At 73.2% G+C, this 22,080-nt stretch carries 1 protein-coding gene; it reads left to right on the plus strand.

Annotated features, from left to right (window positions below):
* Positions 1-183: 183 nt before the first annotated feature.
* The gene (locus ACZ7L7_RS17675) at positions 184-22,071 is read left to right on the plus strand and encodes an SDR family NAD(P)-dependent oxidoreductase (protein ID WP_472076402.1); all 21,888 of its coding nucleotides are present in this window, start codon (positions 184-186) and stop codon (positions 22,069-22,071) included.
* The last annotated feature ends 9 nt before the right edge of the window (positions 22,072-22,080 follow it).

Raw genomic sequence — 22,080 nt, forward strand, 5'->3', positions numbered from 1 at the left:
AGGCAGCCGCCAGTATGACAAGCATCGCAACCACCGATTGTCCCGCGGACGGCGCGACAGTCGGATCCGGCCGGATTGCACGGCCAGAAAATGAGCTGGATCCGTAGGGCGGAGGCAGTGGCCGTGGCGCCAGAAGACGCACACGCACGGGAAGACGTGTCGGAACCCCTGGACGGTACCGCCGTGGGCGACCGCGACTCGATCGCTGTGGTGGGCATCTCCTGCCGCTTCCCCCAGGCCCCCGACCCCGAGGCGTTCTGGCGGCTGCTCGCCGACGGCACGAGCGCCGTCACAGAGACCCCCGCCAACCGCCTCGGCACCGCCTCCGCGCCCCGCCGCGGCGGCTGGCTCGACCACGTCGACCGCTTCGACGCCGCCTTCTTCGGCATTTCCCCGCGCGAAGCCGCCGCGATGGACCCCCAGCAGCGCCTCGTCCTCGAACTCGGCTGGGAGGCCCTGGAAGAGGCCGCCGTCGTCCCCGGACGGCTGCGCGGCAGCCGGACCGGCGTCTTCGTCGGCGCCATCTGGGACGACTACGCCGCCCTCACCCGCGGCCTCGGCCCCGACGCCGTCGGCCGCCACACCCTCAGCGGCCTGAACCGCGGCCTCATCGCCAACCGCCTCTCCTACGTCCTCGGCCTGCGCGGCCCCAGCCTCACCGTCGACGCCGGACAGTCCTCCTCCCTCGTCGCCGTCCATCTCGCCTGCGAGAGCCTGCGCCGCGGCGAGAGCGAACTCGCCCTCGCCGGCGGCGTCAACCTCGTCCTCGCCCCCGACAGCGACCTCGCCTCCGACGGATTCGGCGCCCTCTCCCCGGACGGCACCTGCTTCACCTTCGACGCCCGCGCCAACGGCTACGTCCGCGGCGAGGGCGGCGCCCTCGTCCTCCTCAAGCCCCTCCACCGCGCCCTCGCCGACGGCGACCGCGTCCACTGCGTCATCCGCGGCAGCGCCACCAACAACGACGGCGGCGGCGACGGACTCACCGCACCCCTGCGCGAGGCCCAGGAAGAAGTCCTGCGCCTCGCCTACCGCGACGCCGGACTCGACCCGTCCCAGGTGCAGTACGTCGAACTCCACGGCACCGGCACCCGCCTCGGCGACCCGGTGGAGGCGGCCGCCCTCGGCACGGTCGTCGGCCGCGCCCGCACCGACGGTTCACCCCTGGTCGTCGGCTCCGTGAAGACCAACATCGGCCACCTGGAAGGCGCCGCCGGAATCGCCGGCCTGCTCAAGACGGTCCTGTCCCTCCGCCACGGCCGCATCCCCGCCAGCCTCAACCACCGGCACCCCAACCCCGAGATCCCCTTCGACGAACTGAACCTGCGCGTCGCCACCGAGCCCCTGACCTGGCCGCAGGGAGCGGAACCGCGCCGGGCGGGCGTCTCCTCGTTCGGCATGGGCGGCACCAACTGCCATGTCGTACTGGAGGAATGGCGGGAGCCCCGCGCTGCCGCCCCCACCGCTGCCCCGGACTCGGACCTGCCGTGGATTGTCTCCGGCCGCACAGGCAAGGCCCTGCGCGCCCAGGCCGAACGCCTTCTCGCCCACCTGGAGACCCACCCCACCGCCCACCCGGCCGACCTCGCCCACTCCCTCGCCGAGACCCGCACCCGCTTCGAGCACCGGGCCGTCGTCCTCGGCACTGACGTCGCCGACCTGCGGCGGGGCCTGACAGCCGTCGCCTCCGGCACGCCGAGCACCGACGTGTTCACCGGAGTCTGCGAACCGGGCAGCGCGGGGACCGGCTTCCTGTTCGCCGGGCAGGGGGCACAACGCCTCGGTATGGGGATGGAGTTGTACGAGACCTTCCCCGTGTTCGCCGACGCCTTCGACGCGGTGGACGGGGAACTGCCCTTCGACCTCAAGGCAGTTGTGTTCGGGACGGACGCACAGGTCCTGAACCGCACCGAGTTCACCCAGCCCGCCCTCTTCGCCCTCGAAGTCGCCCTGTACCGGTTGCTGGAGTCCCTCGGGATACGGCCGACCGTGCTGTTCGGTCACTCGGTCGGAGAGATCGCCGCCGCGCACGTGGCCGGACTGTGGTCACTGGCCGACGCCTGCCGCATCGTGGTCGCGCGCGGCCGTCTGATGCAGGCACTGCCCGAAGGCGGCGCCATGGTGTCGCTCCAGGCCACCGAGGACGAGGTGCTGCCGCTGCTGGCGGGCCGCGAGGACGAACTCGGCATCGCCGCGGTCAACGGCCCGTCCGCGATCGTCGTCTCCGGTGCCGCCGACGCCGTGGAGTCGGTCGCCGCGCACTTCCGCGGCCTGGACCGCAAGGTCACCGCGCTGAGGGTCAGCCATGCCTTCCACTCGCCCCTGATGGAGCCGATGCTGGACGCGTTCCGCACGGTCCTCACCGAAGTCACCTACGGCCACCCCGCACTCCCCATCGTCTCCGACGTCACCGGCCGCCTCGCCACCCTCGACGAGCTCACCGACCCCGAGTACTGGGTACGGCATGTGAGGCAGCCCGTCCGGTACGCCGACGGCGTCCGAACCTTGGAGGCCCAGGGCGTACGGCACCTCCTCGAACTCGGCCCGGACGGCACGCTCACCGCACTGGCCGAGCAGACCCTGACGACCGACGACATCGCCGCCGTCCCCGCCCAGCGCAAGGACCGCCCCGGCGCCCGCGCCCTCCTGGAGGCGCTCGCCGCCCTCCACACCACCGGCGTGCCCGTCGACTGGACCCCCGTCCTCTCCGCCCACGGCGGCCGCCGCACCGAGCTGCCGACCTACGCCTTCCGCCGCCGCCGCTACTGGCTGCCCGACACGGTGACCGCTCCCGGGGCCCCCGCGAAGCCCGTCGAGCCCTCCGTGCGCCCCACCGAGTCCGAGGACGAGGATGTGGAGGACGCCGCCTCGGCACTGCGCGCCCGCCTCGACGGGCTGCCCCGGCGGGAGCGTGCCACGGCCCTGCTGGACCTGGTCCGCTCGCACGCCGCCGCGATCCTCGGCCACGACTCCGCCGACGAGGTCGAACCCCGGCGCACCTTCAAGGACCTCGGTTTCGACTCCCAGACCTCCGTCGACCTGCGCAACCGCCTCCGGGCCGCGACAGGCCTGCGCCTCCCGGCCTCCCTGCTCTTCGACCGCCCCACGCCCCAGGCCGTCGCCGCCCACATCGAGGACCAGCTCTCCCCGGCCACCGGCCGGACGGACGCGGAGATCGTCGCCCGGTCGGGCGACGCGGACGACGACCCGATCGTCATCGTGGGCATGGCCTGCCGCTTCCCCGGTGGGGTCGGCTCGCCCGAGGACCTGTGGCGGCTGGTGAGCGAGGGCGGCGACGCAATCGGCGCCTTCCCGACCGACCGCGGCTGGGACCTCGACAGCCTCTACGACCCCGAACCCGGAACCCCCGGCCATGTCTACGTCCGCCAGGGCGGCTTCCTCCACGACGCGACCCGCTTCGACGCCGGGCTCTTCGGTATCTCGCCGCGTGAGGCGCTGGCGATGGATCCGCAGCAGCGGCTGCTGCTGGAGACCTCGTGGGAGGTGTTCGAGCGGGCCGGAATCGACCCGGCGAGCCTGCGCGGCTCCCGCACCGGTGTCTTCGCCGGCCTCGTGGAACAGGGCTACGGAACACGTCTGAAGGACGCGGTCGAGGAGTCCGACGGTTACGTCCTCACCGGCACCACGCTCAGCGTCGCCTCGGGGCGCATCGCCTACACCTTCGGTTTCGAGGGGCCCGCGGTCACCATCGATACGGCTTGTTCGTCGTCGCTGGTCGCCCTGCACCTGGCCGCCCAGGCCCTGCGCTCCCGCGAGTGCGACCTGGCGCTGGCCGGTGGTGTGACGGTGATGGCGGGCCCGGAGATGTTCGTGGAGTTCTCGCGTCAGCGGGGGCTCGCGGGTGACGGCCGTTGCAAGGCGTTCTCCGACGGGGCGGACGGTACCGCCTGGTCGGAGGGTGTGGGTCTGCTGCTGGTGGAGCGGCTGTCGGACGCGCGGCGCCAGGGGCACCGGGTGCTCGCGGTGGTGGCCGGTTCGGCGGTGAACCAGGACGGTGCGTCCAATGGGCTTACGGCGCCGAACGGTCCGTCGCAGCAGCGGGTGATACGGCAGGCGCTCGCCGGTGCCGGGCTCGGTCCGGCCGATGTGGACGCGGTGGAGGCGCACGGCACGGGTACGCCCCTCGGCGACCCCATCGAGGCACAGGCGCTGCTCGCCACCTACGGCCAGGACCGCTCCGCTGATCAGCCCCTGTTCCTCGGCTCGTTGAAGTCGAACATCGGTCATACGCAGGCCGCCGCGGGCGTGGGCGGTGTGATCAAGATGGTCATGGCGATGCGGCATGGTGTGCTTCCGCGCACGCTGCACGTGGACCAGCCGTCGTCGCACGTGGACTGGTCGGCGGGGGACATCGCCCTGCTGACGGAGAACGCCGAATGGACTCGCCCGGACGGCCGTCCGCGCCGGGCCGGTGTCTCGTCGTTCGGCATCAGCGGCACGAATGCCCACGTCATCCTCGAAGAAGCACCCGAGACCGAGAACGACACGCGGCCCGAAGCCCCGTACACCGCCCCTCGCCGTACCGTCCCCCTGCCCCTCTCCGCCGCCGACCCCGACGCCCTGCGCGCCCAGGCCGCACGTCTGGACGCCTTCCTCGCCGACGACGAGCACCTGACCCCCGCCGATCTCGGTCTGTCCCTGGCCACGACCCGCAGCACGCTGGACCACCGCGCGGTGCTGCTGGCCACTGACCGGACCGAGCTCCGCGAGGCCCTGGCCGCCCTGGCCGCCGGCGAAAGCCACCCCCGCCTGATCACGGGCACCGACAACCGCGCGAGCCGCCGCCTCGCCTTCCTCTTCGCCGGTCAGGGTTCCCAGCGCCTGGGCATGGGCCGCGAACTCCACGAGACCTACCCGGTGTTCGCGGACGCCTTCGACGCGGTGGACGCGGAACTGCCCTTCGACCTGAAGGCGGTTGTTTTCGGCGACGACGAAGCGGTCCTGAACCGCACCGAGTTCACCCAGCCCGCGCTGTTCGCCCTGGAAGTGGCCCTGTTCCGGCTGCTGGAGTCGTGGGGCGTCCGCCCGGACGTGCTCGCGGGTCACTCCATCGGCGAGATTGCCGCCGCGCACGTCGCCGGAATGTGGTCCCTGGCCGACGCCTGCAAGCTCGTCGCCGCCCGAGGCCGACTGATGCAGGCCCTCCCGGTGGGCGGCGCGATGGTCGCCGTACAGGCCTCCGAAGAGGAGGTACTGCCGCTGCTGGACCAGGCCGTCGCGGGCATCGCGGCCGTCAACGGCCCGCAGGCCGTGGTGATCGCGGGGGAGGCCGGGGCCGTGGAGTCCGTGGCCGCCCACTTCCGCGCCCAGGACCGCAAGGTCACCGCCCTCCGGGTCAGCCACGCCTTCCACTCGCCGCTGATGGAACCGATGTTCGCGGACTTCCGCGCCGTCGCGCAGGAGTTGACGTACGAGCGTCCCGAACTGCCGCTCGTCTCCACCGTCACCGGCACCCTCGTGGACCCGGCCGAACTGATGACCCCCGACTACTGGGTCACCCATGTCCGCCGCACCGTCCGCTACGCCGACGCCGTGCGCGCACTCGCCGCCCAGGGCATCACCCGATTCGTCGAGCTGGGCCCCGACGGCACCCTCACCGCCCTCGCCCAGGACTGCCTCGACGCCGGCACCGAGACCCTGGTCCCCGCCCTGCGCAAGGACCGCCCCGAGACCGAGGCGCTGCTCGCCGCCGTCGCCACGCTGTTCACGCAGGGCGGCGAGGTCGACTGGTCCGCGCACTTCACCGGCACCGGCGCGCGCACGGTCCCACTGCCGACGTACGCCTTCCAGCGCCGTACGTACTGGCCGACGCCCGACCCGCAGCGCCGCACCGGGGACATCGCCGGACTCGGCCTGGCCTCCGCCGACCATCCGCTGCTCGGCGCGGCCGTCGCCCCGGCCGACTCGGACGGCCTGGTCGTCACCGGCCGTATCTCCCTGCGCTCGCACCCCTGGCTGCGCGACCACGTCGTGTCCGGCGCGGTCCTGTTCCCCGGCACGGGCTTCCTGGAACTCGCCCTGCACGCCGCCGAACAGGTCGGCTGCGACCGAGTGGAGGAGCTGACCATCGCCGTTCCGCTCGTCCTGCCCGAGGACGGCGCCGTGCGGATCCAGGTGCTGGCCGGCGGCCCCGACGAGTCGGGCAGCCACGCCATCAGCGTCTTCTCGCGGTCCGAGGGCGCCTCCGCGGACGATGCGTGGACCCTCCACGCCAGCGGCGTCGCCGTCGCCGCGCGGCGCGACGAGGGCGGCACAGACCTGACCGTATGGCCGCCGCAGGGCGCGATCGCCGAACCGGTCGAGGGCGCGTACGAGCGCTTCGAGGGCCTGGGACTGGCGTACGGGCCGGCGTTCCGCGGACTGCGCGCCCTGTGGCGGCGCGGCGACGAGGTCTTCGCCGAGGTCGCCCTGCCCGAGAGGGAACAGGAACCCGCCGGACGCTTCGGCGTCCACCCGGCCCTGCTGGACTCGGTGCTCCACGCCGTCCTGCACGGCGCCTTCGGCGGCGACACCTCACTCCGGCTGCCGTTCTCGTGGGGCGGTGTGTCGCTGTGGGCCACGGGCGCGCGCGAGCTGCGCGTCCGCGTGGCGCCGGTCGGCGCGGACGCCGTCTCCCTGGACCTCGTCGACATGGCCGGGGGTGCGGTGGCCACGATTGACTCCCTGGTACTGCGTGAGGTGTCCGGGCCCCTTACGACGTCGCAGGACGGGCTCTTCCGGATCGACTGGACCCGACAGCCGGCGGCCATCGGGCCCGTGCCCGAAGTGAGCGCCGGGCTGCCCGCCACGGGTGACGCCGTGTCCGGGGATCTGCTCGTCCGTATCGCGCGTCCGGCCGGTTCCGTGGATCCGGCGGCCGTGCATGCCGTTGCCGCCGACGCGCTCGCGCTGGTGCGCGACTGGCTTGCCGATGAGCGGTTCGAGGCGGCCAGGCTGGTCGTCGTGACGGAGGGCGCGGTCTCCGTCGAGGCGGGCGAGGACGCCGATCCGGTGCTGGCGGCGGTGTGGGGCCTGGTGCGTGCGGCACGGGCGGAAACGCCGGGGCGGTTCGCGCTGCTGGATGTGGACGGCGCGGAGGAATCCTGGGCGGTGGTCGCGGGCGCCTTGGCCTCCGGTGAGCCGGAGGTGGCGGTGCGCGGGGGCGCGGTGTACGTGCCGCGTCTCGGCCGGGCGACGGCCGACGGTTCCCTGGTTGTGCCGGTCGACGGGTCCGCGTGGCGGCTGGACATCGTGGAGAAGGGCACGCTGGAGGGGCTGGCTCTCACGCCGGTCGCGCGGACGGAGCTGGGTGAGGGTCAGGTCCGGGTCGCGGTGCGTGCGGCGGGGGTGAACTTCCGGGATGTGCTGAACGCGCTCGGTATGTATCCGGGGGATGCGCGGGACTTCGGTCTGGAGGGCGCGGGTGTGGTCACCGAGGTCGGTCCGGGCGTGAGTGGACTGGCCGTGGGTGACCGGGTGTTCGGGATGTTCTCGGGTGCGTTCGGGCCTGTTGCTGTCGCGGACGCGCGGACTGTGGCCCGTATCCCGGTGGGGTGGTCGTTCGCGCAGGCGGCATCGGTGCCGGTGGTTTTCCTGACGGCGTACTACGCGCTCAGGGACCTGGGTTCGTTGCGGGCCGGTGAGCGGGTGCTGGTGCATGCCGCTGCTGGTGGTGTGGGTATGGCGGCGACGCAGCTCGCCCGGCATTTCGGTGCCGAGGTGTTCGGTACGGCGAGTGCCGGGAAGTGGGACTCGTTGCGGGCGGCGGGTCTGGATGACCGGCACATCGCGTCGTCGCGTGACACGGACTTCGAGGCGGCGTTCCTCGCCGCGACCGATGGTCACGGCGTGGACGTGGTTCTGGACTCGCTGGCCGGTGAGTTCGTGGACGCTTCGCTGCGGCTGTTGCCGCGTGGTGGCCGGTTCCTGGAGATGGGCAAGACCGACATCCGCGATCCGGAGACGGTCGCTGCTCAGCACCCCGGTGTGGCGTATCAGGCCTTCGACCTGATGGACGTGGCGCCCCAGCGGGTCGGGGAGATGCTCGCCGAGCTGGTGGCGTTGTTCGAGGCGGGCGTGCTGGAGCCGCTGCCGGTGACCTGTTGGGATGTGCGTCGGGCGCCCGAGGCGTTCCGGTATCTCTCCCAGGCCCGCCATATCGGCAAGGTCGTGTTGACCATGTCCGCGCCGCTGAATGTCGACGGCACGGTGCTCGTGACGGGCGGTACGGGTGGGCTGGGTGGGCTGGTCGCCCGGCACTTGGTTGTGGAGCATGGTGTACGGCACCTGCTGCTGGCCAGCCGCCGCGGCCCCGAGGCGCCGGGCGCCGCTGAACTCGTGCGGCAGCTCACGGAGTTGGGTGCCCAGGTCGAGGTGGCCGCCGTGGACGTGGCCGACCGCGACGCCCTGGCCGCCGCCCTGGCGGGTCACCGGCTCACCGCCGTCGTGCACACCGCCGGCGTGGTCGACGACGGTGTGGTGGCCTCCCTGACGCCGGAACGTCTGTCCCGGGTGCTGCGTCCGAAGGCCGACGCGGTCACGCACCTGCATGAGCTGACCCGCGACGCGGACCTGGCGGCGTTCGTCGTCTTCTCCTCCGTCATGGGCACCTTCGGCGGAGCCGGACAGGCCAACTACGCCGCCGCCAACGCCTTCCTGGACGCCTTCGCCGGCGCCCGTCGCTCGGCCGGCCTGCCCGCCACGTCCCTGGCCTGGGGCCCCTGGGCACCCGGCGCCGGGATGACGGCCGAGCTGTCCGAGGCCGACCTGCGCCGTATGGCCCGCTCGGGCATGCAGCCCCTCGCACCGGAGCGCGGACTGGCCTTGCTGGACGCGGCATTGGAGCGCGGCGGCAGCATCGGAGGCGCCACGGTCCTGCCGGTGGAGCTCGACCTCGCCGGCATGCGCCGCCGTGCGGCCGACGAGGTGCCCGCACTGTTGCGCGCCCTGGTCAAGGTACGCGCCCGCCGCAAGGCCGGAGCCGCAAACCGCGCCCACGGCCAGGACCTCACGGCGCGGCTGAGCGCGGCCCTGCCCGCCGACCGGGACCGTATGGTCGCCGACCTGGTGCGGGGTGCCGCGGCCGCCGTCCTCGGCCACGGCTCGGCCGCCGACATCGACCCCGAGCACACCTTCAAGGAGCTGGGCTTCGACTCCCTCACCTCGGTCGAACTGCGCAACCGCGTCAACGCCGCCACCGGTATGCGGCTCCCCGCCACCCTGATCTTCGACTACCCGACACCGGCCGCTCTCGTCCGGCACATCGTCACCGAGCTGGTCGACGGCACCGAACCCGAGGGCGGCGCACTCCTCCCGACGCCGGCCTCCGTCGGTGACGACCCGATCGTCATCGTGGGCATGGCCTGCCGCTTCCCGGGCGGGGTCGGTTCACCGGAGGATCTGTGGCGGCTGGTGAGCGAGGGCGGCGACGCCATCGGCGCCTTCCCGGCCGACCGAGGCTGGGACCTCGACAGCCTCTACGACCCCGAGCCGGGCCGGGCCGGACACACCTACGTCCGCGAAGGCGGCTTCCTCTACGACGCCCCGTACTTCGACGCCGCCCTCTTCGGTATCCCGCCGCGTGAGGCGCTGGCGATGGATCCGCAGCAGCGGCTGCTGCTGGAGACCTCGTGGGAGGTGTTGGAGCGGGCCGGAATCGACCCGGCGAGCTTGCGCGGCTCCCGGACCGGCGTCTTCGCGGGCGCCATGGCCCAGGACTACGGGACCAGGCTGCGCGGCACCTCCGAAGGGGCGGACGGCTACCTCCTGACCGGTAACACCGGCAGCGTCGCCTCGGGGCGCATCGCCTACACCTTCGGTTTCGAGGGACCCGCGGTCACTATCGATACGGCTTGTTCGTCGTCGCTGGTCGCCCTGCACCTGGCCGCCCAGGCCCTGCGCTCCCGCGAGTGCGACCTCGCCCTCGCCGGTGGCGTCACCGTGATGTCCACACCGGACACCTTCCTGGAGTTCTCGCGTCAGCGGGGGCTCGCGGGTGACGGACGTTGCAAGGCGTTCTCCGACGGGGCGGACGGTACCGCCTGGTCGGAGGGTGTGGGTCTGCTGCTGGTGGAGCGGCTGTCGGACGCGCGGCGCCAGGGGCACCGGGTGCTCGCGGTGGTGGCCGGGTCGGCGGTGAACCAGGACGGTGCGTCCAATGGGCTTACGGCGCCGAACGGTCCGTCGCAGCAGCGGGTGATACGGCAGGCGCTCGCCGGTGCCGGGCTCGGTCCGGCCGATGTGGACGCGGTGGAGGCGCACGGCACGGGTACGCCCCTCGGCGACCCGATCGAGGCACAGGCGCTGCTCGCCACCTACGGCCAGGACCGCTCCGCTGATCAGCCCCTGTTCCTCGGCTCGTTGAAGTCGAACATCGGTCATACGCAGGCCGCCGCGGGCGTGGGCGGTGTGATCAAGATGGTCATGGCGATGCGGCATGGTGTGCTTCCGCGCACGCTGCACGTGGACCAGCCGTCGTCGCACGTGGACTGGTCGGCGGGGGACATCGCCCTGCTGACGGAGAACGCCGAATGGACTCGCCCGGACGGCCGTCCGCGCCGGGCCGGTGTCTCGTCGTTCGGCATCAGCGGCACGAATGCCCACGTCATCCTCGAAGAAGCACCCGAGGCCGAGACGGAGATCATCACTGAGGAACGTCCGGACGTCCTGCCTTGGGTGCTGTCCGCCGCCAACGGTGCCCTCCCCGCCCAGGCGGAGCGACTGGCCCACTTCGTGGAGGCCCGTCCGCAGCTCCCGTTGACCGAAACGGCCGTTGCCTTGGCCACCACGCGCACGGTTCTGGAACACCGAGCCGTCGTCCTGGCCGGCGACCGCGACGAACTCCTGCACGCGCTCCACGCCTTGGCGGAAGGCCGCGTTGAACCCGGCATCGTCCAGAACTCGGCCCGGACCGGCGGACGTACGGCATTCCTCTTCGCGGGGCAGGGGTCGCAACGCCTGTGTATGGGGCGGGAGTTGTACGGGACGTATCCGGTGTTCGCGGACGCCTTCGATGCGGTGGACGCGGAACTGCCCTTCGACCTGAAGGCGGTTGTCTTCGGCGACGACGAAGAGGTCCTGAACCGCACGGAGTTCACCCAGCCCGCGCTCTTCGCCCTGGAAGTGGCCCTGTTCCGGCTGCTGGAGTCGTGGGGCGTCCGCCCGGACGTGCTCGCGGGTCACTCCATCGGCGAGATCGCCGCCGCCCACGTCGCCGGAGTCTGGTCCCTGGCCGACGCCTGCAAGCTCGTCGCCGCCCGCGGCCGACTGATGCAGGCCCTCCCGGTCGGCGGCGCCATGGTCGCCGTACAGGCCTCCGAAGAGGAGGTACTGCCGCTGCTCGACGGAACCGGCGTCGACCTCGCGGCCGTCAACGGCCCCCGGTCCGTCGTGATCGCCGGAGCGGCCGAAGCCGTCGAGCCGGTCGCCGCCCATTTCCGCGCCCAGGACCGCAAGGTCACCCCCCTCCGGGTCAGCCACGCCTTCCACTCGCCCCTGATGGAGCCGATGCTGGCGGACTTTCGTACCGTCGCCGAGAGCCTGACCTACTCCCGCCCCCGCATCCCCGTCGTCTCCACCCTGACCGGTGAGGCCGCCAGTGCCGAGCAGTTGATGTCGGCCGAGCACTGGGTGGAACACGTACGGCGTCCGGTGCGCTTCGCCGACTGTGTACGGACCCTTGCCCAGCAGGGTGTCACGAGCTACCTGGAACTGGGCCCCGACGGCACCCTCACCGCCCTCGCCCAGTCCACGGTCGACGACGCCGACGACCGGCTGTTCGTGCCGGTTCTGCGCACGGACCGCCCGGAAACCCGTTCGGTGCTGTCGGCGGCGGCCGAACTCTTCACCCGTGGCGCGGAGCTCGACTGGGCCGCGCTGTTCACCGGGCGGCCGACTGCGTCGACCAGGGTGGCGGCGGACCTGCCCACCTACGCCTTCCAGCGCCGCCGTTACTGGCCGTCGGCCACTACCGTGTCCGCCAACGGCCTCGGCGCGGTCGGTCTGGGGTCGGCGGAGCATCCGTTGCTGGGTGCGGCGGTGGAGCTGGCCGGTGGTGACGGTGAGGTGTTGCTCACGGGCCGTCTGTCGTCGGCCGTGCAGGGGTGGCTGCGTGATCACGTGGTGGCGGGTTCGGTGGTGTTCCCGGGGACTGGCTTCCTCGAACTGGCTCTGCGGGCGGGGGAGTCGGCGGGCTGTGACCGGGTGGAGGATCTGACGCTCGCGGCGCCGCTGGTGTTGCCCGGGCGGGGTGGGGTGCGTGTGCAGGTGCGGGTCGGCGTGGGGGACGCGTCCGGCCGGCGTGCGTTGGAGATCCATTCCCGTGCCGAGGACGCCTTGGACGGTGATGCGTGGACTCTGCACGCGACGGGCGCTCTCGCCGCAGCCTCCGGTCGGCGCGCGGAGCCGGACTTCGCTGTATGGCCGCCGCAGGGGGCCACGGCGGAGCCGGTGCAGGACGTGTACGAGCGTTTCGCCGGTCTCGGTCTGTCGTACGGGCCCGTGTTCCAGGGGCTGCGGGCCGTGTGGCGGCGGGGTGAGGAGGTCTTCGCGGAGGTAGCGCTTCCTGCTGAGCAGGAGACGGGTGGGTTTGGTCTGCATCCGGCGCTGTTGGATGCCGCGCTGCACCCGGTGCTGTTCTCTCCGGTACTGGCCGACGGGCGGGCGCGGCTGCCGTTCGCCTGGTCCGGGGTGTCCCTGTGGGCGTCCGGTGCTCGGGAACTGCGGGTACGGATGACTCCGGCCGGCACTGACACGGTGACGCTGGAACTGGGCGACACCACAGGTCAGTTGGTGGCCACTGTCGAGGCGCTGACCCTCCGGGAGGGTGCTCTCACCGGAGCCGACACGCACCGCCAGAACCTCTTCCAGGTCGACTGGACCCCGCTGGCCACGCCCGTCACCCCCGACCGACAGAACCACGACGCCCACCTGGCCGACGAACTGCCCGGCGACCCGGTCGCACCCGGCACCGACGTCCTGATCCGCGTCAAGCGCCCCGCCGCCGCGGCGGCGGACGCCGCACACGAGATCACCCGCACGCTCCTCGCCCAGGTGCAGACGTGGCTGGCGGAGGAGCGGTTCGAGGGCGCCCGGCTCGTTGTGGTGACCGAGGGCGCGGTGAACGCCGACGGCACGGAGCCCGATCCCGCCCAGGCCGCCGTATGGGGCCTGGTGCGCGCCGCACGCGCTGAAGCACCGGAGCGGTTCGCACTGCTGGACCTCGACGGCACCGACGCGTCCTGGTCAGCGGTGGGAAGCGCCCTGGCCGCCGGTGAGCCGGAGGTGGCGGTGCGCGGGGGCGCGGTGTACGTGCCGCGTCTCGGCCGGGCGACGGCCGACGGTTCCCTGGTCGTGCCGGTCGACGGGTCTGCGTGGCGGCTGGACATCGTGGAGAAGGGCACGCTGGAGGGGCTGGCTCTCACGCCGGTCGAACGGACGGAACCGGGTGAGGGCCAGGTCCGTATCGCCGTACGTGCCGCCGGACTGAACTTCCGTGACGTGCTCAACGCGCTCGGTATGTATCCCGGTGACGCGAAGGACTTCGGTCTGGAGGGCGCGGGTGTCGTCACCGAGGTCGGCCCCGGTGTGACCGAACTGGCCGTGGGCAACCGGGTGATGGGCCTGTTCTCCGGGTCCTTCGGCCCGGAGGCCGTGGCGGACGCCCGCAGAATCGCGCGGATCCCGCGGGGTTGGTCGTTCGCGGAGGCGGCGTCGGTGCCGGTGGTGTTCCTCACCGCGTACTACGCCCTCACCGACCTCGGTGAACTGCGTGCGGGTGAGCGAGTGCTGGTGCACGCGGCGGCCGGCGGTGTGGGTATGGCTGCCACCCAACTTGCGCGGCACCTGGGCGCCGAGGTGTTCGGTACGGCGAGTGCCGGGAAGTGGGACGCGCTGCGGGCGGCGGGTCTGGATGACCGGCACATCGCGTCGTCGCGTGACACGGACTTCGAGGCGGCGTTCCTCGCTGTGACCGATGGTCACGGCGTGGACGTGGTCCTGGACTCGCTGGCCGGTGAGTTCGTGGACGCTTCACTGCGGCTGTTGCCGCGTGGTGGGCGGTTCCTGGAGATGGGCAAGACCGACATCCGCGATCCGGAGACGGTCGCTGCTCAGCACCCTGGTGTGGCGTATCAGGCCTTCGACCTGATGGACGTGGCGCCCCAGCGGGTCGGGGAAATGCTCGCCGAACTGGTGGCGTTGTTCGAGACCGGCGCGTTGAAGCCTCTTCCGGTCACCTGTTGGGATGTGCGCCGGGCCCCGGACGCGTTCCGGTACCTGTCGCAGGCCCGTCACGTCGGCAAGGTGGTTCTGACGGTGCCCGCTCCGCTGGACCCGGAGGGCACGGTCCTGGTCACCGGCGGTACCGGCGGACTGGGCGCGCTGGTCGCCCGGCATCTGGTCACCGAGCACGGTGTACGGCACCTGCTGCTGGCCAGCCGCCGCGGCACCGACGCGCCGGGCGCCGCCGAACTCGTACACGAGCTGACCGAGTTGGGCGCCCAGGTCGAGGTGGCCGCCGTCGATGTGGCCGACCGCGACGCCCTGGCCGCCGCCCTGGCCGACCGACCGCTCACTGCCGTCATCCACACGGCAGGCGTCCTGGACGACGGCGTGATCTCCGCCCTCACCCCCGACCGCCTCACCCGCGTCCTGCGCCCGAAGGCCGACGCGGTCACGCACCTGCACGAGCTGACCCGCGACGCGGACCTGTCCGCCTTCGTCGTCTTCTCCTCCGTAACCGGCACCTTCGGCGGCGCCGGCCAGGCCAACTACGCGGCCGCGAACGCCTTCCTGGACGCCTTCGCGGCCACCCGCCGCACAGTCGGCCTGCCCGCCACCTCCCTGGCCTGGGGCCCCTGGGCGCCCGGCGCCGGAATGACCGCCGAACTGACCGAGGCCGACCTGCGCCGCCTCGCCCGGGCCGGGATGCTCCCACTCGCCCCCGAACACGGCCTCGCACTCCTGGACGCGGCCCTTGAGCTGGACGGCGGTCTGGAGCGGCCCGCCGTCCTCCCGGTCGAGTGGGACATCCCGGCCCTTCGGCGCCGTACCCCGGAAGACGTTCCGGCGCTGCTGCGCACACTCGTCCGCGCCCACGGCCGCCGCAAGGCCGAGGAGGTCGAGGCGCGCGGCGGCAGCGACCTGCGCGACCGGCTGCTCGGCCTGTCCCGCGCCGACCGCGAACGCTTCCTGCGGGACTTCGTCGCCACGCAGGCCGCCGCCGTCCTCGGACACGACTCCACGCACCGGGCCGAGGCCGACCAGACCTTCAAGGACCTCGGCTTCGACTCCCTCACCTCGGTCGAACTGCGCAACCGCCTCAACGCCGCCACCGGCATGCGGCTCCCCGCCACCCTCGTCTTCGACCACCCCACCCCCGCCGAGGTGGCCCGCCTGCTCCTGTCCGAGCTGGCCGACGACGGCTCCGCCGACGCGGGGACGTCCCCGGCCGCCCTTCCGGCCGCGGTCGGTGTCAACGACGACCCGGTCGTGATCGTGGGCATGGCCTGTCGGTTCCCGGGCGGCGTCAGCTCCCCCGAGGACCTGTGGCGGCTGGTGAGCGAGGGCGGCGACGCCATCGGCGCCTTCCCCGCCGACCGAGGTTGGGACCTCGACGCGCTCTTCGACCCCCAGCCGGGCACCCCGGGCCGTACGTACGTCCGCGAAGGTGGTTTCCTCCAGGGCGCCGCCGAGTTCGACGCCACGCTGTTCGGTATCTCGCCGCGTGAAGCCCTCGCCATGGACCCGCAGCAGCGGCTGCTGCTGGAGACCTCGTGGGAGGTGTTCGAGCGGGCCGGGATCGACCCCGCGTCGCTGCGCGGCTCCCGCACCGGCGTCTTCGCCGGCGCCATGGCCCAGGACTACGGCTCCTTCCTCCGCGCGGGTGAGCACGACTCGGGTGGATACCTGATGACCGGGAACACGGGCAGTGTCGCCTCCGGTCGCATCGCGTACACCTTCGGCTTCGAGGGCCCGGCGGTCACCGTCGACACGGCCTGCTCGTCCTCGCTCGTCGCCCTGCATCTCGCCGCCCAGGCCCTGCGCTCCAACGAGTGCGACCTCGCGCTCGCCGGTGGTGTGACGGTCATGGCGACCCCGGAGACCTTCCTTGAGTTCTCGCGCCAGCGCGGTCTCGCGACCGACGGCCGTTGCAAGGCGTTCTCCGATGCGGCCGACGGCACCGCGTGGTCGGAGGGGGTGGGCCTGCTGCTGGTCGAGCGGCTGTCGGACGCCCGCCGCAACGGTCACCGCGTGCTCGCCGTCGTCGCCGGTTCGGCGGTGAACCAGGACGGTGCCTCCAACGGCCTGACCGCCCCCAACGGTCCGTCCCAGCAGCGCGTCATCCGCCAGGCCCTGGCCGGTGCCGGGCTCAAGCCCGCCGACGTCGACGCGGTCGAGGCCCATGGCACCGGCACCCCCCTCGGCGACCCCATCGAGGCGCAGGCCCTCCTCGCCACCTATGGCCAGGACCGCTCCGCCGATCAGCCCCTGTACCTCGGCTCGTTGAAGTCGAACATCGGCCACGCCCAGGCCGCCGCGGGCGTCGGCGGAGTCATCAAGATGGTCATGGCCATGCGCCACGGCGTCCTCCCGCGCACCCTCCACGTCGACGAACCGTCGTCCCACGTGGACTGGACGGCCGGGGACATCACCCTGCTGACCGAGAACACCCAGTGGTCTTGCCCGGACAACCGCCCGCGCCGCGCCGGAGTCTCGTCGTTCGGCATCAGCGGCACCAACGCCCACGTCATCCTCGAAGAAGCCCCCGAGCCCCCGGCCGGTCCGCAGCCCACCACACCGGACACAGACCGCCGTACCGTCCCGCTCCCGCTCTCCGCCGCCGACCCCACGGCCCTGCGCGCCCAGGCGGAACGGCTGGCGGAGTTCCTCGCCGCCGACCCGGGACTCACCCCGCAGGACATCGGGCTCTCCCTCGCCACGACCCGGTCCGCGCTGGAGCACCGTGCCGTCGTCCTCGCCGAGGACCGCGCGCAGGCTCTCGACGGACTGCGCGCCCTGGCCCGCCAGGAGACGACGGCCCGCCTGATCACCGGCACGGCAACCGCGAGCGGCGGACGCACCGCGTTCCTCTTCGCGGGACAGGGATCGCAACGCCTCGGCATGGGGCGGGAGTTGTACGAGACCTTCCCCGTGTTCGCCGACGCCTTCGACGCGGTGGACGCGGAACTGCCCTTCGACCTGAAGGCCGTGGTCTTCGACGACGACGCAGAGGCCCTCAACCGCACCGAGTTCACCCAGCCCGCCCTCTTCGCCCTCGAAGTCGCCCTGTTCCGGCTGCTGGAGTCCTGGGACATCCGCCCGGACGTCCTGCTCGGCCACTCCATCGGCGAGCTGGCCGCCGCGCACGTCGCCGGCGTCTGGTCCCTCGCCGACGCCTGCACGTTGGTCGCCGCGCGCGGCCGGTTGATGCAGGCCCTCCCGCCCGGCGGTGCCATGGCGTCGCTCCAGGCCGCCGAGGACGAGGTGCTGCCGCTGCTCTCCGGCCGCGAGGACGAGGTCGGCATCGCCGCCGTCAACGGCGCCGAGGCGACCGTGGTCGCCGGTACCGCCGAGGCGGTCGGACCGATCGCCGCGCACTTCCGCGCCCAGGACCGCAAGGTCACCGCCCTCCGTGTCAGCCACGCCTTCCACTCGCCCCTGATGGAGCCGATGCTGGCGGACTTCCGTGCCGTCGCCCAGAGCCTCGCCTACAACCGGCCCCGGCTGACCGTGGTTTCCGCACTCACCGGCGACCTCGCGAGCGTGGACGAGCTGATGTCGCCCGAGTACTGGGTGCGGCACGTCCGTCACGCCGTGCGGTTCGCCGACGGAGTGCGTCGGGTCGCCGCCGAAGGAGCCGTCAACTGGCTGGAGTTGGGACCCGACGGCACCCTCACCGCGCTGGCGGCCGCCGAGACGCACGCCGACCCGGCCGCACCGACGCTGCACATGCCCGCACTGCGCAAGGACCGCGACGAGACGACCGCCCTGCTCACCGCCGTCGCCGCCCTCCACACGCGCGGCACCGCACCGCGCTGGACCGCCCTGTTCGTCGGGACGGGGGCCCGCCCGACCACGCTGCCCACCTACCCCTTCCAGCGGCAGCACTTCTGGCCCACCACTTCCGCTTCCGCCGCCACGGCCGGGGACGCCACCACGCTTGGCCTCACCTCGTCCGCGCACCCGCTGCTCGGTGCCGAGGTCACCCTCGCCGAGGGCACCGGCGCCCTGCTCACCGGCCGCCTCTCGCTCGCCGCCCAGCCGTGGCTGCGCGACCACGCCGTCGCGGGCGCCGTCCTCTTCCCCGGCACCGGGTTCCTCGAACTGACCCTGCAGGCCGCCCGGCGCGTCGGCTGCGCCCGGGTCGCCGACCTGACCCTGGAGGCGCCGCTCGTGCTCCCCGAGGACGGCGGCGTCCGCGTCCAGGTCACTGTCGGCGCCGCCGACGCGTCGGGACGGCGCACCGTGTCCGTCCACTCCCAGCCCGACACACCCGACGCGGCCCCCGACGCCTGGGTGCGCCACGCCGCCGGCCTCATCGACAACACCACGGACACCACGGACACCGCCGAGCCCGAGCACGCCGTCGCCCCGGCCGCCGACGCCGAACGCGTCCCCCTGGACGATTTCTACGAGCGCCTCGCCGACCGCGGTTACGCCTACGGTCCCGTCTTCCAGGGCCTGCGCGCCGTCTGGCGGGACGGTACCGACGTGTACGCCGAGGTCAGCCTCACCGCCGGACAGCAGGCCGAGGCCGCCCGCCACGGACTGCACCCGGCACTGCTCGACGCCGCCCTGCACGCCTGGCTCGCCGCCGACCGCACCGGCGCCGACCGCATCGGCTCCGACGACACCGGCGCGGTGCGGCTGCCGTTCGCGTGGAGCGGGGTCACCCTCGACGCCGTGGGCGCCTCCGCCGTACGGGTCCGGCTCACGCCCGTCGACGACGACACCCTGGCGCTCACCCTCACCGACACCGAGGGCAGGCTCGTCGCCCGCGTCGACGCGCTCACCCTGCGTCGGCTGAGCCCCGAGGCGCTGGCCCCGGCTCGGTCCGCCCGTACGGGCGTCGAGGAGTGCCTGTTCCGGGTGGACTGGAGCGCGCTGCCCCTCCCGGCCGAGTCGCCCACGCCGGGCGACACCCCCTGGGTCGTCGTCGGACCGCGCATCGACGGACTCCCCGACCCCGCCGCCGGGCACCACGCCGACCTCACGGCGCTCGCCACGGCCGTGGACGCCGGTATGACACTGCCGGACACGGTGCTCGTGGAGGCCGTACCGGCGCCCCGGGAGCCCGGGGCCGACCCGGTGCAGGCGGCCCGTACGGCACTGCACCACACCCTCGACCTGGTCCAGCACTGGCTGGCCGACGACCGCTTCGCCGCCGCCCGGCTCGTCGTCGTGACCCGCGGGGCCGTACCCGCCGACGGCGACCGCGCACCGGTGGACCCGGCCGCCTCCTCCGTGTGGGGCCTGCTGCGGTCGGCGCAGTCGGAACACCCCGGCCGCCTGAGCCTTCTCGACCTGCCCGCGGCCGGAACCGGCACCGGCGACAGCCCCACCCGCGCCGCAGCCGCCGCCCTCACCACCGACGAACCCCAGCTAGCCCTCCGCGGCGACACCGTCCACGCCCCCCGCCTGGCCCCCGCCGGCACCGGCGGCAGCCTCCTGCCGCCGCCCGGCGAGCCTCTGTGGCGGCTCGATGTCACCACCCCCGGCACCCTCGACAGCCTGGCGCTCGTCGCCTGCCCCGAGGTCGGCGGACCGCTCGCGCCGGGCCAGGTGCGGGTCGGGATGCGCGCCACCGGCGTCAACTTCCGTGACGTCCTGGTCTGCCTGGGCATGCTCGACCGCGAAGTGCCCGGACGCGAGGGCGCCGGTGTGGTCCTGGAGACCGGTCCCGAGGTCACCGGACTCGCCGTCGGCGACCACGTACTCGGCCTGTTCTCCGGCGGCTACGGCCCCGTCGCCGTCACCGACCACCGGCTGCTGGCCCGCGTACCCGACGGCTGGACCTTCACCGAGGCCGCGGCAGCACCCATCGTGTTCCTCAGCGCCTACCACGGCCTCGTCGACCTCGCCGGCCTCAAGGCGGGGGAGCGGGTGCTGATCCACGCGGGCACCGGCGGCGTCGGCATGGCCGCCGTACAACTGGCCCGGCACCTGGGCGCCGAGGTGTTCGCGACCGCGTCCCCCGCCAAGTGGCCGACGCTGCGCGACATGGGCCTCCACGACGACCACATCGCGTCCTCCCGCGACACCGGCTTCGCGGAGAAGTTCCGCGCCACCACCGGCGGACACGGTGTGGACGTCGTACTCAACTCCCTGGCCCGCGAGTTCGTGGACGCCTCCCTCGAACTCCTCGCCCCCCGAGGCCGATTCGTCGAGATGGGCAAGACCGACCTGCGCGACCCGGCCGCCGTCGCCGCCGACCACCCCGGCGTCGGCTACCAGGCGTTCGACCTGCGCGACGTCGACCCCGACCACACCCAGGCGATGCTCACCGCCGTGCTCGGCCTGTTCGAGCGACAGGCGCTGCGCCCGCTGCCGGTCACCACCTGGGACGTACGCCGGGCCCCCGAGGCCTTCCGCCACCTCAGCCAGGCCCGCCACACCGGCAAGGTCGTCCTGACCGTCCCCGAGGTCCCCGTCGATCTCACCCGCCCGGCCACCGGCCAGGACCTGACCGGCACCGTTCTCGTCACCGGCGGCACCGGCACCCTGGGCGCGCTCCTCGCCCGCCACCTCGTCACCCGGCACGGCGTACGACACCTGCTGCTCACCAGCCGCAGCGGCCCCGACGCCCCCGGTGCCGCCGAACTCACCGCCGAACTGGCCGAGTCGGGCGCCGAGGTCACCGTCGCCGCCTGCGACATCGCCGACCGCGACCAGCTGGCGGCGCTCCTGGCCGCCGTACCCGCGCAGCACCCGCTCACCGCGGTCGTCCACGCGGCCGGCGTCCTCGATGACGGCATCCTCGACGGACTCACCCCCGAACGCGTCGACCACGTCCTGCGCCCCAAGGCACAGGCCGCCTGGAACCTGCACGAACTCACCCGCGACCTGGACCTGTCGGCGTTCGTCCTGTTCTCCTCCGTGGCAGCCACCTTCGGCAGCCAGGGCCAGGCCAACTACGCCGCCGCCAACGCCTTCCTCGACGGACTCGCCCACCACCGCCGCGCCCAAGGACTGCCCGCCCTGTCCCTCGCCTGGGGACTGTGGGACACCGACAGCGGCATGGCCGGCACACTCGGCGCGGCCGATGTGCGGCGCATCGGCCGGATGGGCCTGGCACCGCTGCCCGCGGACGAAGGACTCGCCCTCTTCGACGCGGCCCTCGCCGCCGACCAGTCGCTGCTGCTGCCCACCCGCCTCGACCTGCCCGGCCTCGCCCGCCGCGGCACCGAACCGCCCGCCCTGCTCAAGGCGCTGGCCCGCACCCCCGTCCGGCGGGCCGCCGCGCCCACCGCCACGGAGACCGGCCGGCGGGACACCGAGGCACTGGCCGTCCCCTTCGCCGAACAACTGCGCCAACTGCCCCCCGAGGAACGCGAACGGGCCGCACTCGACCTGGTACGCACCCACACCGCGGCCGTCCTCGGCCACTCCGACCCCGACGCCGTCGACGCCGACCGGCCGTTCAAGTCGCTGGGCTTCGACTCGCTCACCGCGGTCGAGATGCGCAACCGCCTGGGCGCCGCCACCGGCCTCACCCTGCGCGCCACGCTGATCTTCAGCTACCCCACCCCCGCGGTCCTTGCCCGGCACCTGCTCGAACAGTGCGCCCCCGAGGGCGACTCCGCGGACGACCCCGAGCAGCGGCCCGCGGACCTGCTGCTCGCCGAACTGGACCGACTGGAGTCGGCCATGGACGCCGTCGAGGGCGAGGGCGCCGCCGAGGCACTCGACGAGAAGGTGACCGCACGCCTGAGAGACCTCCTGGCCCGATGGACCGGAGGCACCGGCGTCACCGGCGCCACCGGCACCCCGTCCACCGCCGGAACCGGACTCGAATCCGCGACGGACGACGAGATGTTCGACCTGATCAACAAAGAGCTGGGCATTTCCTGACCCCGACCG

Source organism: Streptomyces sp. NPDC110618, assembly GCF_055657065.1.